Origin of the sequence: Adhaeribacter pallidiroseus (genome assembly GCF_003340495.1) — a bacterium.
Classification (GTDB): Bacteria; Bacteroidota; Bacteroidia; order Cytophagales; family Hymenobacteraceae; genus Adhaeribacter; species Adhaeribacter pallidiroseus.
This window is the reverse complement of sequence record NZ_QASA01000001.1, coordinates 5,698,243-5,712,385: the sequence shown is the minus strand read 5'-3', so window position 1 is coordinate 5,712,385 and position 14,143 is coordinate 5,698,243. Positions and strand designations below refer to the sequence as shown.

The following is a 14,143-nucleotide window of genomic DNA, read 5'->3' as shown; positions in this document are numbered from 1 at the left end:
AGCTACCGTTTTTACCACTTTAGAGTAGTAGATTATTCTATCGTTATCAATTAATCTCATTGGGCTAGGTGAAAGTAGAAATAAAACAAAGGAGTTTATTTTTAAAATTTTAGTGGTTGTCTCTAATGAATTTAACTTCACTAATCCTTTTTTCCAAGGCACACCCAAAAAGCCGAAGCTACCAGCAACCAACTTCAGTTTGGCTGGGCAGGGCCTTCTAAGGTTCTGGTTCTGCGCAGCAGAATTCCGAGGTACGAGGAAAAGAAGCTTAGACCAGCCCGGAAGAGCCAAGCGGGCCCGCCGGCCATGAGGCAAAACTTGAAGCCAGCAAGTTAGCTAGCACCAACGCCTAGAGACTTGAAAAGGCTCCACAGATAAACTGTAGTCACTTTAATAAGTCATTTTCAATTTACAAGAATATGGCTGCATAATATTGCGGTTTGGATTGACTGCTCTTAGATGGTTACTGATAATCAAGAAAATTATTCCGTTTGCGTCATTTTCTCCAGGAGCTCATCAAAGGTGGAAAGTAAATCAAAGTACTCGCCTTCCCCGAACACCGAGTCGCACTTTTTACGAAACACGTCTTTGGGTTCCAGTTCTTGTAAATTAGTAAACTCGTTAAACGATTCGGCATCGAGCGCAACCGTGGGCTTTAACCGGATTTGCCGGGTAAAAACACGTTCGAGGTGCGGCATGGTTTGCGTAATTTGGGCCAACTGCCCGTCTAAATCCGGGATGTAATTATCCGTTTCTACTTGTACTTCGGCCCAGGCTGGATAAAGATGATCGCCGACCGCAAAAGCATGCATGCGGCGCTTTACTTCGTCTAAATCACCTTTAAAACGGACGAGTTTCCGGCAGCAAGGTACCGGCAATTCCTCGACTGCAACGAGTTGGTTTTCGGAAAAATTTAAAATTAAGATAAGTTTATGATCTTCTACTTCGCTGAAAGATAACGGAATAGGTGATCCGGAATACCGGACATGCGTCATACTATTCACAATCTGCGGCCGGTGCAAATGGCCCAAGGCAATATAATCAAAATCAATCGGAAACTGGTCGCCGCCAATCTGGCCCAGGTTGCCTACGTGTATTTCTTTCTCACTTTCCGAAGCGCTGCCTCCCGCCGCGAATAAATGGCCCATGGCAATAACCGGAATTTGCTGGGTTTTATAAGGCGCAATGTGAGCGGCTATTTGCCGGTAATGGGCACAAATACCTTCTTTCAGGCGGGCTTCGCGCTCGGTATGGGTTTCGCCCGGAATAGAAAGCCGAACGTCTTTATCGCGCAAGAAAGGAACGGCACAAATCACTATTTCGGTTTTACCAGAGGCATTTATTACCGGAATAATCTGGTCGGTAAATTCCAGAGGTACCCCACCTACTACGTGCACCCGAAAATGTTTGAGCAAAGTTTGCGGGGCATTTAAAGTAGAAACCGAATCGTGATTACCGCCAATAATAATGACTTCGCGGCAATTGGTTTTGCGTAAGGCCCACAAAAAGTCGTAGTATTGTTTTAAAGCGGCGTTGGAGGGTGAACCGGTGTCAAAAACATCGCCGGCAATCAGCAACACATCTATCTCGTGCTGGTCAATAACCCCGATTAACCAATCCAGAAAATGCTGGTGTTCGTCGGTACGTTCGCATTGTTCTAAACGCTTGCCTAAATGCCAATCCGCCGTATGTAAAATTTTCATCTGTTACCCTATCCGCTGGTTTCCACGGTGAAGATACTGGTAAAATTTAAAAATGTTTAGGCGTATTTACTTAATCTTGGCTGTAGATAAAGATATAGCTGGTAAAGAAACAGAAAAAATATTTACTCCAACGGAAAGTGTTTATCTATAATGTACTGCAGGTTTTCGTCGGTGAGCGGTTTACTCAAATACACTTCTACTTCTTCGTATTGTTTTAGCTGTTCAAAATCGCGGGTGTTGGTAGAAGTCGTTAAAATAATAACGACTGAATGATTGTTTTCGTCGGCTACATCCCGGAAAGCTTCTAAAAACTCAAAGCCATTCATAACTGGCATATTAATATCCAGTAAAATTAATTCCGGAAACGGGTGGTTAGCGGCTTTTTCCTGTTGCAAGAACCGTAATGCTTCTTCCCCATTTAAAGTAACTTTAATATCGTGGGCAACTTGCATTTCTTTTAATAAACGGGTGTTTAAGAAATTACTAATTGCATCATCATCAATCAACAAAACAGAATTAATCACTGTTCGGGTCATTACGTGGCTCTTAAAAAACTTTTCTGGAAATAATTTAATTTAATAGAATGCAGTAATAACACTTATTTCACATCAGAAGAAAAGTTGATATTAGTTAATGTGCGTCGCTAAACCTAATTATTCTTAAATAATCAGCTTCTGCTGCTACTTCCTATTAACGTTTGGCATAAATGTAAGCACAATTTAATTAGTAGTTTGGCTGGTTCTTTAGTTTTGCAGAATTTTAAAGCAGATAGAAATTATAAACTTTCGGCTTTACGTTTTTGCGCCAGAAAAGCTGCGTACAAGCAGTAACTAAATGCTAGAGTAGGTGAACGTCAAGCAGAAAATTTTAAATTTATTTTGAGAGAGAAAAGTTTTAGGTCTTAAAGTAAAATTATAAGGAGCATTATTGCTTTACAAGCAACAAAATAAACCTGCTTTTAAAAACAAAAAGCACAACTACGGTTGTGCTTTTTGTTTTTAAAGATAAACAACAATTAATTAGATTTAGAAGCCGTCATGCTGTCGAGCACTTCCATTACTTCCCGCACGTGTTTTTCGGAGTTGCGCAGGAGTTCCGTTTCGTCTTCGTTCAGTTGCAGTTCGATTACTTTTTCTACGCCGTTTTTACCTAATACTACGGGCACGCCTAAGTAAGTACCGTTAATACCGTATTCGCCTTCCAGCTTAATACACACCGGGAAAATGCGTTTCTGGTCGCGGGCAATGGCTTCTACCATTTGCGCTGCCGCCGAACCAGGGGCGTACCAGGCCGAAGTACCCATTAATTTTACCAATTCACCGCCGCCATTTTTAGTGCGTTCAATAATCGCGTTTAAGGTTTCTTCGTCGATTAACTCGGTAACCGGAATACCACCTACGGTAGTGTAGCGCGGCAGCGGCACCATGGTATCGCCGTGGCCACCTAATAATACCGCCTGTATATCTTTTGGCGATACGTTTAAAGCTTCGGCCAGGAAAGCGCGGTAACGAGCCGTATCCAGAATACCGGCCATCCCCATTACTCTGCTACGCGGCAGCTTGGCCGTTAAGTGCGCGGCGTAGGTCATTACATCCAATGGGTTAGATACCACAATAATAATGGCGTTGGGCGAATGCTGAATTACGTTTTCGGTAACGGATTGCACAATGCCCGCGTTAGTCGAAATCAAATCATCGCGGGTCATGCCGGGTTTGCGGGGCAAACCGGAAGTAATCACTACAATATCGGAGTCTGCGGTCCGGGAATAATCATTGGTTACCCCCACGGTGCGGGTATCATAGAGGTTAATCGGTGATTTTTGCCAGATATCCAGTGCTTTGCCTTCCGCAAAACCTTCTTTAATATCTACCAGCACTACTTCATTGGCAATTTCGCGGTAAGCCAGCACATCGGCACAGGTAGCACCTACGTTTCCAGCGCCTACAACAGTTACTTTCATGGTATAAACAGATTAAGATGGAACGGTTTAGATTTTCGAGGTCGTAAAATTATAAAAAAAGCAGAACGGAAAACGTTTTGTGTTATTTATTTGCGCCGAAAGTTTACAAAAGAAATTTATGATTTTTTAAATTTTCGGATCGACAGTAACTCTGAAAAGCATTCATAGCTTTCTGGCAAAGGTTGAACTTAGACTAACTCACTTTATTGCTACTCCCTAAGATCCTATTGGAAGGAACTCCAATTCAGCATTTCTACTTTATTTTCATTTCCAGTACTTGTTCCGTTTTATCGGTTATTTTGAAGCGGTTATCCAGTCGGTAACCGATTATCCATGCGATGGAGTTATTCGAAGTCAGAACTCTTACCCGATCTTTCAAATTTACGGGTACTTTCTCGTCAATTAAAAAATCACTGATTTTCTTTTTTCCGTTCATACCCAAGGGCACAAACCAATCACCTTCTTTCCAGGTGCGTATTTTCAACGGAAACTGAAGTAAATTATAATCCAGGGCAGCTACTTTTTTACCAGTGGTAATTTTGTAATTAGTGGCCGTCAGGTGAGTCAAACTTAGCTGTAAATCCGGTACAATTAATTCTTTTTGATCCGCTAAAATCTCGTAGCTGCCAAAGGCTTGTAAGTTTTTGGCCGTAATTACCAGTTGCTCCCGGTCTTTCACTAAGGTGTGCGTAACGGATTCAAATAGCTTACCGGACTCGGCGGCAAAAGTCCCTATAACCGATTGCGTTAGTTCAAACGAAAACCCATAAGGCTGTAATAATTCAAACAATATTAGAGGCAAAGCCGCCGAACTGGGTAAGCCAGCAATATCCAGGTAAGTAATTCCGTTTTCAGTGCGCAGTACTTGTTCGCGCACCTTTTGCACGTACTCGTTTACCAGTATTTCGGCGGCGCTAATTTTAGCGGCGGTTTGTTGCACGGTATGCTCCAAGTTAGGATTCAGTTGTTTTAATACCGGAATAACCTCGTGGCGAATTTTGTTGCGCTGGTACACGGTAGTTTCGTTCGAGGAATCTTCGCGCCAGATCAGCTGTTTGGTGGTAACGTAGTCGTAGATATCGTCTTTCCGCAAACAAAGCAAAGGCCGGATTAAATAACCATTTTTGGGCGCAATGCCGTGCAAACCCGGTAAGCCGGTACCGCGGGTTAGATTCAGGAGAATGGTTTCGACAGTATCGCTTTGGTGATGGGCTACCACAATTCGGTCGTAGTTTAATTGTTGGCGCAGGTTTTCGAACCAGGTATACCGTAAGGTACGGGCGGCCATTTGGGTAGATATTTTTTCCTGCGCCGCAAAAGCTTTGGTATTAAAATGTTCGCTGTAAAAAGCAACGTTGTATTTCTTGGCTAATTTTTTAACGAAGAGTTCATCGGCATCCGATTCTTCACCGCGTAAGCCAAAATTAGCGTGGGCGATGGCGAATTTTAAATTTAACTCGGCCAGCAGGTCGCATAAAACCACCGAATCGATGCCGCCGCTTACGGCCGCGATAATTTGGTGGTCCGGCGTAAAAAGCTGGTATTGTTGCGCAAAGGTTAAAACTTTCTCAATCATAACATACCCAAGGTAATTTTATTAATTTTGCGGTGAATACTAATTATTTAATGAAAAACACAAAGATATTTTTTTCTCTTATCTTTTTCTTGATAACTACTTTTTCCCTCTTTGCCCAGCAAGCTCAGGAACAAATACAATTGGTAAAAGCCGGTTCTTTACAGGCTGGCAATAAAAATGGCGCAAGTTTTACCCGATTAATTGACAATGTGCATTTAAAACAGAAAGAAACCGATTTATACTGCGACTCGGCACATTTGTACCGCGAAAGCAACACCGTAGAAGTTTTTAGTCGAGTACGGGTTACCCAAGGCACTTTAACCATTACCAGCAATACGGGGGTTTACAACGGTAACCAGCAAAAAGCAGTTTTTAAAGGCAACGTAACCTTACAGGATGAGAAAATGACTTTAACTACACCCTCGCTCTCTTACGACATGGTGGCGCGAACTTCCCGTTATACCGAAGGTGGTACCATTGTGGAAGAAGGTACGAATCTAACTAGTCAGTTTGGTAATTATAATGTAAATTCTAAGTTACTGGCTTTCAAAGGCAATGTGCACTTAGTAAGCCCGGATGCCGATATTACTTCGGATACCCTGCAGTATAACACGGTTAGCAAACTGGTTTTCTTTGTGGCTCCTACGAAAATTAAAAACGAAGACGGTTTGTTAACGGCCAAAGGCGGCACCTACAATACAGTTACCAAGGAGTCTATTTTTCAAGGCTCCCGGGTAGAAACGCCCGATTACATTGTAGATGCCGATTATTCGGTTTACAATCGGGCCGCTGAATACTTATACGCCAACGGTAAGGTAAAACTTACCTCCAAAGACCCAGAAAATAAAACCATTATTACCGGTAACACTTTGCAAAGCTGGAAAAATAAAGGCAGAACTAAGATTTACGGCAGTCCGGTGATGCGCTCGCTGGTTTCAAACGATACGCTGTATATATCCGGCGATACTTTGGTTGCCGTTAACCACGACAAGGTAGCCAAACAAAAAGACCCGAAGCTGAAGGATTTTGTGTACGCGTATTACGATGTGCGCATTTTTAAATCGGATTTACAAGGCAAGTGTGATTCCTTAACGTATAATGTAACCGACTCGGTAATGCACTTGCGCCGCGATCCGGTAGTTTGGAGCGAAAAAAGTCAGTTGCTAGCTGATAGTATGAATATGTTTATCCGGAATAAAACGTTGGATAAAATGTACATGTATAATAATGCCTTTATTATTTCGGAAGACACCCTGAAGAACCTGAATCAGGTAAAAGGCCGGAACATGGAAGCTTTTTTTAAAGCCGGGCAAATAGCCAAAGTAAACGTAAACGGCAACGGCGAAAGCATTTATTTTGCCTTGGAAGGCGATACGGCTACCACCGGCATGAACCGGAGTATTTCCAGCGATTTAATTCTGCGGTTTAAAGAAGGAAAAGTAAATACCGTTTCGTTACTCACCAACCCGGAAGCCAGCTTTATTCCGCCGCACGAGCTAAAAGAGCCGGACAAACGTTTAAAAGGTTTTAACTGGCGCATTACCGAACAACCTACCAAAGAATTAGTTTTAGCTAAACGCACCCCCAAGCAGGCAACCAAAACACCGGAAAAAGCATCTACCTTAAAAACGGAACCAACCCCTAAGAAGTCGCTGTTTAAAAGAAATAATAAAAAATCGAAGTAAAGCCAATTATCTGACCAGTGCACTAATGCCGAAAGCGTTTGCATATGGAAACAGATTTTCCTAATTTTGCCAGCCCATGACCAGAACCTCTTATATCACAGTTATATCGGCATTTTTTATTTTGGTGCTGAGTGCCTGCAGTGATTACAACAAAATCCTGAAAAGCACCAACGCCGATACAAAATACCAGGCGGCCTTAAAATATTACGAAAAGCAGGATTATTACCGGGCCAGTACTTTGTTGGAAGAGTTAATTCCGGTACTAAAAGGTCGGCCGGAAGCGGAAAAAGCCCAATTTTATTTTGCTTATACGCAGTTTTACCAGCGCTCTTACCCGTTGAGTTCTTTTCATTTTAAATCGTTTTACGACACGTACCCGCGGAGCGAGTATGCCGAAGAAGCACTTTTTATGCACGCGAAATCGCTGTACCGCGATTCGCCTACTTTTAACCTCGATCAAACCAGTACCTACACGGCCATCGAAGCGATTCAGGACTTCCTAAACCGGTATCCGGCGAGTAAAATGAAAGATGAAGCCGATAAAATGTACCAGGAGCTGTCGGCGAAAGTAGAACGCAAAGCTTTTGAAAGTGCCCGCATTTATGCCTCTATGCGATATTATCAGGCAGCGGTAACGGCCTTCAACAACTTTCAGCGCAGTTTTCCTTCTTCTAACTATAACGAAGAGGCCTCTTTTTTAAGGTTAGAAGCCCAGTATAACTTAGCAGAGCGTAGTGTAGCGGATAAACAACGGGAACGTTATTTAGAAACTGTTGCCTTTTATCAGGATTTAGTAGATAAGTACCCGAAAAGCAAATATTTAAAAAATGCCGAAAGCTTTTTTGATAAAAGCACTAAGCAACTCGAAAGATTAAAAGACACGACCAAAGGACCAAGTACGGCCAGCAAGTAGGTTTTGGTAATAGGTGATAAGTCGTATGTTTTACGTTAACTGCTCTTAAACCTTAATTAACAAGCAAATTTTTTAAATTTTTAAAATACTCATGTAGTCGGGTTAATTTGTTGTACTAGAAAACGGGTGTCGTTATAACCTACAACCTGTAACTTGCAACTTGCAACTTGTAACATACAACCTTTCAACTTTCTAACTTTTAAACTTTACAACTAATTATATGGCAGTTTCATCTTCAATTATTACCCGCAACATGGCCGATTTCGCCGACGAAACGGGAAACGTATACGAATCGGTAGCAATTATTTCCAAAAGAGCCAATCAAATTTCGGTTAAAATTAAAGAAGAGTTAAACTCTAAATTAGCGGAGTTTGCTACTACCGTAGATAACCTGGAAGAGATTTTTGAAAACCGCGAGCAAATCGAAATCTCGAAATACTACGAGCGCATGCCTAAACCAACGAACCTAGCCATCGAAGAATTTTTAGAAGGCAAAGTATTTTTCCGTCGCCCGGATGCCGAAGAAGAAACTTCCGGTTTATAATTGGCTGCATGCTGCGGCATAAAAAAATAATTTTGGGAGTTAGCGGAAGTATTGCGGCCTATAAAGCAGCATTACTTACCCGCTTATTAATAAAAGCAGAAGCCGAAGTACAAATTATACTCACGGCTTCTGCTTCTGCTTTTATTACCCCTTTAACCTTAGCCACGCTCTCCAAGCGCCCGGTATTTTCCAGTTTTATAAAAGACGAAACGGGCGGTGAATGGACTAACCACGTGGCCCTGGGCTTATGGGCCGATGCCCTGGTTATCGCCCCGGCCAGTGCCAACACCATTGCCAAAGCGGCCAATGGCTTTTGCGACAACTTGCTTTCGGCTACTTATTTATCGGCCCGTTGCCCAGTATTTTTTGCGCCCGCTATGGATTTAGATATGTACGCACACCCCGCCGTGCAAAATAATTTATCAAAGCTACGTTCCTACGGCAATACTATTATTGATGCGACGCACGGCGAATTAGCCAGTGGTTTAGAAGGACAAGGCCGCTTGGCCGAACCCGAAGAAATAGTAGCTATTCTTCAAAAACATTTCGAGGTAAGTGCATTCGCTTAAAGGTAAAACCGTCTTGCTTACGGCTGGCCCCACGCAGGAAGCCATTGATCCTGTCCGGTTTATTAGTAATCATTCGTCGGGTAAAATGGGTTATGCCTTGGCCGAGTGCCTGGCCGAAGAAGGTGCTCTTGTTTTACTGGTAGCTGGCCCAACCGCATTACAAGCGCAACATCGTAATATTACCACTTTCCCGGTAGTATCGGCGGAGCAAATGTACGAGCAATGCCTGCAATTAGCGGCCCAGACCAACATCTGGATTTTTGCGGCCGCCGTGGCCGATTACCGCCCGAAGGTAGTAGCAGATAAAAAAATTAAAAAAAAGGAAGCTACCTTAACAATTGAACTGGTAAAAAACGTTGATATAGCAGCAGCCTTAGGAAAATTTAAAAAACCAGAGCAACTCTCCGTAGGCTTTGCCTTAGAAACAGACCAGGAAACAGAAAATGCACAAGCCAAGCTGCTAAAGAAAAACTTTGATTTAATCATTCTTAATTCATTGAACGATTCGGGGGCCGGGTTCCGCCACGACACCAACAAAATCTCGATTATGGAGAAAGAGAAAATAGTTAACTTTGAATTAAAGCCCAAGCTAGAAGTGGCCCGCGATATAGTGCGATACATAGGGGAGAAAGTACATGTTTAAATATTTATTAACCGTTTCTTTTAGTTTGTTTTTAGCATGCCGCTGCGCTTTTGCGCAAGAGTTGCAGTGCGAAGTTTTAATCAACGACGACCAAGTTACGGTTACCGATAAACGTGTATTCCAGAATATGCAGCGCGATATTTTTAATTTTATGAATAACCAGCGCTGGACTTCTACCTTATATAAGTCTGAAGAAAGAATTCAGGCCCGCATGCTCATTACCATTACCAGCGTGCCCAGCGTTGGTAACTATACCGCTACTGTGCAGGTATTATCCGCCAGACCGGTATACAGTACCGGTTATGAAACTTCGGTACTCTCCTTCTTTGATAAAGATTGGGTATTTGAATACAACGATGCGCAGCCTTTACAATTCTCCGAAAATTCGTACACCTCGCAACTGGCTTCACTACTTACTTTTTACGCGTATTTAATCATTGGCTTAGATAACGACAGCTTTGCGCGTCTGGGTGGCTCGGCTATGTACGACCGGGCCACTAACGTGTTGAATAACGTTACCTCGCAGAACTCCGGGGCGCCAGGTTGGCAAGCTTTTGAAGATACCCGTAACCGCTATTGGCTGCTCACCAATTTGCGCGACCCACAGATAGAGCCTTTCCGGACCGCCGTATATAACTACTTCCGGCAAGGCATGGATATTTTTGCTACCAAACCCGCTGATGCCCGCACCAACATCTTAAACGCGATTAAAAGCATTCAGCAAGTAGCCCAACGCCGGCCCGGTACAGCAATCATTCGTTCTTTCTTCGATGCGAAGTCCGACGAAATATTTTCGGTTTTTAAAGGCGGTAATTCTTCCGAGAAGCAAACTGTTTACGCCATTTTATCGGAACTGGATCCTACCAATATTAATAAGTACCAGGGACTACTTCAGAGATAGTTAAGAGTTCTGAGTTTAGAGTTATGAGTTAATTTTCTTAATTCGTAAATTAACTTATCCTGTACTTTTTTACTGACATTTTCCTAGCAAGTCGTTTTGCTGACAGATGTTAATTTGCCAAAATACCCTTAACTTTCAGGTATAATTTAAATCTTTGTCCATATGCAGTCCAGAAGTAAATCTTTTACTTCTGATGGTTAATACTTTTTTTTAAAAACTCATAACTTTTAACTCAAAAAAAAACTTGGGCAAACGGCAATTCCGGATAAGTCAGCAAGATTTAGTCAGCAAAGCCGATGATTTGCGGGGACAAAAGGTACAGGTGATTATGGAAGCCAACCGGGTAATTACCGGGGTGGTACAAGATTTATCCGCTACGGAATTATTAATCCAGGATGCCCGTTTTAATTTGCACCGTATTTCACCGGGCCACGTAAGGGAGGTGGTGTACGACCGAGAAACATTATACTAAAGAATGCTGGTTAATTTACGAATAAAAAATTACGCTTTAATTGAGCAATTAGAGCTACAGCCTTCGCCGTTGTTAAACATTATTACCGGCGAAACAGGAGCGGGTAAATCTATTATGCTGGGGGCTATTGGCTTGTTGCTGGGCAACCGGGCCGATACCAAAGTGCTTTTTAATACCGCCGAAAAATGCGTGGTAGAAGGCATATTCGATATCTCGTCGTACCACCTGGAAGATTTATTTACGCAGGAAGATATTGATTATGATACGCAGTGCATCTTGCGCCGCGAGATTACGCCAACTGGTAAAAGCCGGGCCTTTATAAACGATACGCCCGTTACCCTGGATGCCTTACGTACTATCGGTGCTAACCTGATGGATATTCACTCACAGCACGATACGCTCATGCTGGGCGATACTACTTTTCAGTTGAATATCGTGGATTTATACGCGGGCAATCAAAATTTAAAAAATCAATACCAGGAAACTTACCGGCAGTATAAAAAGCTGGAAAGTGATTATAAAAAGCTGGAAAGTCAGTTAGCCCAGGCGCAGAAAGAACTGGATTATAATACTTTCCTGCTTAATGAACTGGAAGAAGCCAAACTGCAGGAAGAAGAGCAGGAAGAATTAGAAAGCTTGCTCAAACAATTGGAGCACGCCGAGGAAATAAAATTAAAATTAAGCCAGGCTTTACAATACTTGTCGGAGTCGGAATTTAACGTGGCGGTTTCGTTAAAAGATGCGGCTTACCTGCTCAACCAGGTTTCCGCTTACAGCGACCATTTTCAGGCTTTAAAGGACCGGATAGATTCCTGTTTAATCGAAATTAACGACATTGCCGCCGAAGTGGAAACCGCCGAACGGAAAACCGAAGCCGATCCGGAAAAAGCCGAACAAACTTCCGAGAGGCTAACGCTGATTTATAATTTACAGCGCAAACACCAGTCCCGCGATAACGCCGAGCTTTTGCAAATTCAAGCCGACTTGCAGCAAAAAGTAAGCAGCGTTTTAAACTTAGACGAAGCCATCAGCCGCACGAAAAAAGACATGGAGGCGGCTTACGACCAAGTAACTACTTTGGCGGGTCAGCTATCCGAATCGCGCCAAGCGGTATTTACCCATTTTCAGGAAGAAATTCATAGTTTGCTGGCCGAACTGGGCATGCCCAACGCCCGGATAGTTTTTCAGCACGTTACGGGTACGCCAACGGCCACGGGTATTGATGTGATCAGTATTTTGTTTAGCGCCAACAAAGGCTCGGCGCCACAAACCTTAAGCAAAGCCGCTTCCGGTGGGGAGTTTTCGCGGTTAATGCTGTGCGTAAAATATTTGCTAGCCGATAAAACTTCTTTACCAACTATTATCTTTGATGAGATTGATACGGGTATTTCGGGCGAAATTGCCGTGAAAGTGGGCAAAATGATGCAGCAAATGGCGAAGAAGCACCAGCTGATTGCCATATCGCACTTACCGCAAATGGCGGCCCAAGGCAACGCGCACTATTTCGTTTACAAAGAAGACCGCGCTGACCGCACCATTAGCCGCATCCGGCAATTAGAAACCGAAGAACGGATAAAAGAAATCGCTACCATGATCGCCGGGGCTAACCCAAGTAAACACGCTTTTCAGAGTGCGCGGGAGTTGTTAGCGTTATAGGTTGCAGGTTGAAAAAGTTAAAAAATTTGTTTGCCGATTAAATTTTTAAATTTTTGCTTTCCCCAAAGCTTTTCCGGAGCGCAGTTGCAAATTATAGCGACCCCGATTACTTAAAAAATAATTATTTTTTTACGGGTTGCGCTAGATTTGGTAATATTGCAGGGTGTACTCCTGGGAGTAATTTATAAATCGAACTTAAAAAGATAGAACTATGGCCTACAACCTGCTGCAAGGTAAAAAAGGAATTATATTTGGCGCTCTCAACGATAAATCCATTGCCTGGAAAGTGGCGCAACGGGCGCACGAAGAAGGCGCGCAATTTGTATTAACCAACGCGCCCTTAGCCATGCGCATGGGTGAAATTAACAAACTTGCCGAAGAGTGCAACGCCCAGGTAATTCCGGCTGATGCTACTTCCGTAGAAGATCTGCAAAATCTATTTACCCAGTCTCAGGAGATTTTGGGCGGTAAACTTGACTTTGTGTTGCATTCGATTGGCATGAGCCCTAATGTGCGGAAAGGCAAAACGTACGGCGACTTAAACTACGAATGGTTTCAGAAAACCTTAGATGTATCGGCCTTGTCGTTCCATAAAGTAATGCAGGTAGCCGAGAAGCAGGATGCGATGAACGAGTGGGGTTCGATCCTGGCGCTGTCGTACATCGCCGCGCAACGAAGCTTTCCGGATTACAGCGATATGGCCCAGGCGAAAGCGATGCTGGAATCCATTGCCCGCTCTTACGGTCAGCGTTTCGGAAAATTAAAAAAAGTACGGGTAAATACAATTTCGCAATCGCCCACTAAAACTACGGCCGGTACTGGCGTAGGCGGTTTTGATGCTTTCTTTGAATACGCTGATAAAATGTCGCCGCTCGGCAACGCCAGCGCCGAAGATTGCGCCAATTACTGCATTACCTTGTTCTCGGATTTAACCCGTTTGGTTACCATGCAAAATTTACTGCACGACGGCGGCTTCTCCAGCGTAGGTATCTCGGAAGAAATTGTGAATCAGATGAATAAATAAGAGTAAATTTTTAAAAAATAAAAAGAGCGGCCAACTTACTTTAGCCGCTCTTTTTATTTTATATTCTTTTTTAATAGTTTTCGAGGTTATTAAAAAACTTGCAACCGGCAACTTGTAACCGGCAACTTTACTCGCCTTCGCGGTTAACGGTATTTATATCAAAGGCGGGCACGCACACCGACCAGTATTCGGATTCTTCGTCAAACGGATTGGAATACTTCACCCGAGCCCCTGCTTTTACCAGTAACGTTTCACCGGCATTTAGTTCAATTACGTCGCCGTCCACTTCAATTTGCTTTCGTCCCCGGATGACAATGGTAATTTCGTCGAAAGCAGGTTTCTGGTGCGGTTCGCTCCAATTGGGCGGAGCAACCATATGCGCTACACTAAACGCACCTGTTCGGGTTGAAGCCAGTCCAAAGTGTTCTTCAATTAATTTATTATCGATGGTAGGTACCCGGAACGGTTTCGTTTGTCTATAATATTTTGGCTCCATG

14 protein-coding genes are annotated in these 14,143 nt (G+C 43.2%); 9 read left to right on the top strand and 5 right to left on the bottom strand.

Annotation, left to right across the window (positions count from 1 at the left end; all coding sequences use genetic code 11):
* Positions 1 to 482 precede the first annotated feature (482 nt).
* From AHMF7616_RS22785 to tilS, 4 genes are all read right to left on the bottom strand, one after another.
* A complete protein-coding gene (locus AHMF7616_RS22785) occupies positions 483 to 1,703 on the bottom strand; it encodes an exonuclease SbcCD subunit D C-terminal domain-containing protein (RefSeq protein ID WP_115374980.1) in 1,221 nt (406 codons plus the stop codon).
* Positions 1,704 to 1,825: 122 nt separating this feature from the next.
* On the bottom strand, positions 1,826 to 2,239 hold the full coding sequence (locus AHMF7616_RS22780) for a response regulator (RefSeq protein WP_115374979.1): 414 nt from the start codon (positions 2,237 to 2,239) through the stop codon (positions 1,826 to 1,828).
* A 479-nt stretch (positions 2,240 to 2,718) separates the two neighbouring features.
* Positions 2,719 to 3,663, bottom strand: a complete 945-nt coding sequence (gene mdh / locus AHMF7616_RS22775; RefSeq protein WP_115374978.1) for a malate dehydrogenase — start codon at positions 3,661 to 3,663, stop codon at positions 2,719 to 2,721.
* Positions 3,664 to 3,916: 253 nt separating this feature from the next.
* Complete coding sequence (gene tilS / locus AHMF7616_RS22770; protein ID WP_115374977.1) at positions 3,917 to 5,239, bottom strand: tRNA lysidine(34) synthetase TilS; 1,323 nt, start codon at positions 5,237 to 5,239, stop codon at positions 3,917 to 3,919.
* 89 nt (positions 5,240 to 5,328) lie between these two features.
* Between tilS and AHMF7616_RS22765 the strand changes: the two genes are divergently transcribed.
* The 9 genes from AHMF7616_RS22765 (at position 5,329) to AHMF7616_RS22730 (ending at position 13,646) form a co-directional block, all read left to right on the top strand.
* Entirely contained in the window at positions 5,329 to 6,924 is a 1,596-nt protein-coding gene (locus AHMF7616_RS22765) for an OstA-like protein (RefSeq protein WP_233507711.1), read from the top strand.
* A gap of 76 nt (positions 6,925 to 7,000) precedes the next feature.
* Positions 7,001 to 7,837 (top strand): outer membrane protein assembly factor BamD, encoded by an 837-nt coding sequence (locus tag AHMF7616_RS22760; RefSeq protein ID WP_115374975.1) that lies wholly within the window; start codon positions 7,001 to 7,003, stop codon positions 7,835 to 7,837.
* Positions 7,838 to 8,057: 220 nt separating this feature from the next.
* Complete coding sequence (locus AHMF7616_RS22755; RefSeq protein WP_115374974.1) at positions 8,058 to 8,381, top strand: DNA-directed RNA polymerase subunit omega; 324 nt, start codon at positions 8,058 to 8,060, stop codon at positions 8,379 to 8,381.
* Between the two features lie 8 nt (positions 8,382 to 8,389).
* On the top strand, positions 8,390 to 8,950 hold the full coding sequence (locus tag AHMF7616_RS27835; protein ID WP_317047627.1) for a flavoprotein: 561 nt from the start codon (positions 8,390 to 8,392) through the stop codon (positions 8,948 to 8,950).
* The gene (locus tag AHMF7616_RS27830; RefSeq protein WP_317047626.1) at positions 8,937 to 9,593 is read left to right on the top strand and encodes a phosphopantothenoylcysteine decarboxylase domain-containing protein; all 657 of its coding nucleotides are present in this window, start codon (positions 8,937 to 8,939) and stop codon (positions 9,591 to 9,593) included. The genes AHMF7616_RS27835 and AHMF7616_RS27830 overlap by 14 nt, the downstream gene beginning before the upstream one ends.
* Positions 9,586 to 10,494 carry a type IX secretion system protein PorD gene (gene porD, locus AHMF7616_RS22745; RefSeq protein ID WP_115374973.1) on the top strand — a complete coding sequence of 303 codons (909 nt, stop codon included), beginning with the start codon at positions 9,586 to 9,588 and terminating at the stop codon, positions 10,492 to 10,494. Before AHMF7616_RS27830 ends, porD begins: the two co-directional genes overlap by 8 nt.
* A gap of 244 nt (positions 10,495 to 10,738) precedes the next feature.
* On the top strand, positions 10,739 to 10,966 hold the full coding sequence (locus AHMF7616_RS22740; RefSeq protein ID WP_115374972.1) for a hypothetical protein: 228 nt from the start codon (positions 10,739 to 10,741) through the stop codon (positions 10,964 to 10,966).
* A 3-nt stretch (positions 10,967 to 10,969) separates the two neighbouring features.
* Positions 10,970 to 12,622 carry a DNA repair protein RecN gene (gene recN / locus AHMF7616_RS22735; RefSeq protein WP_115374971.1) on the top strand — a complete coding sequence of 551 codons (1,653 nt, stop codon included), beginning with the start codon at positions 10,970 to 10,972 and terminating at the stop codon, positions 12,620 to 12,622.
* A 211-nt stretch (positions 12,623 to 12,833) separates the two neighbouring features.
* Positions 12,834 to 13,646, top strand: coding sequence for an enoyl-ACP reductase FabI (locus AHMF7616_RS22730; protein ID WP_115374970.1), 813 nt, complete (start codon positions 12,834 to 12,836; stop codon positions 13,644 to 13,646).
* 127 nt (positions 13,647 to 13,773) lie between these two features.
* On the opposite strand, the gene AHMF7616_RS22725 is transcribed toward AHMF7616_RS22730, so the two are convergent.
* Entirely contained in the window at positions 13,774 to 14,142 is a 369-nt protein-coding gene (locus AHMF7616_RS22725; protein WP_115374969.1) for a cupin domain-containing protein, read from the bottom strand.
* Position 14,143 lies beyond the last annotated feature (1 nt).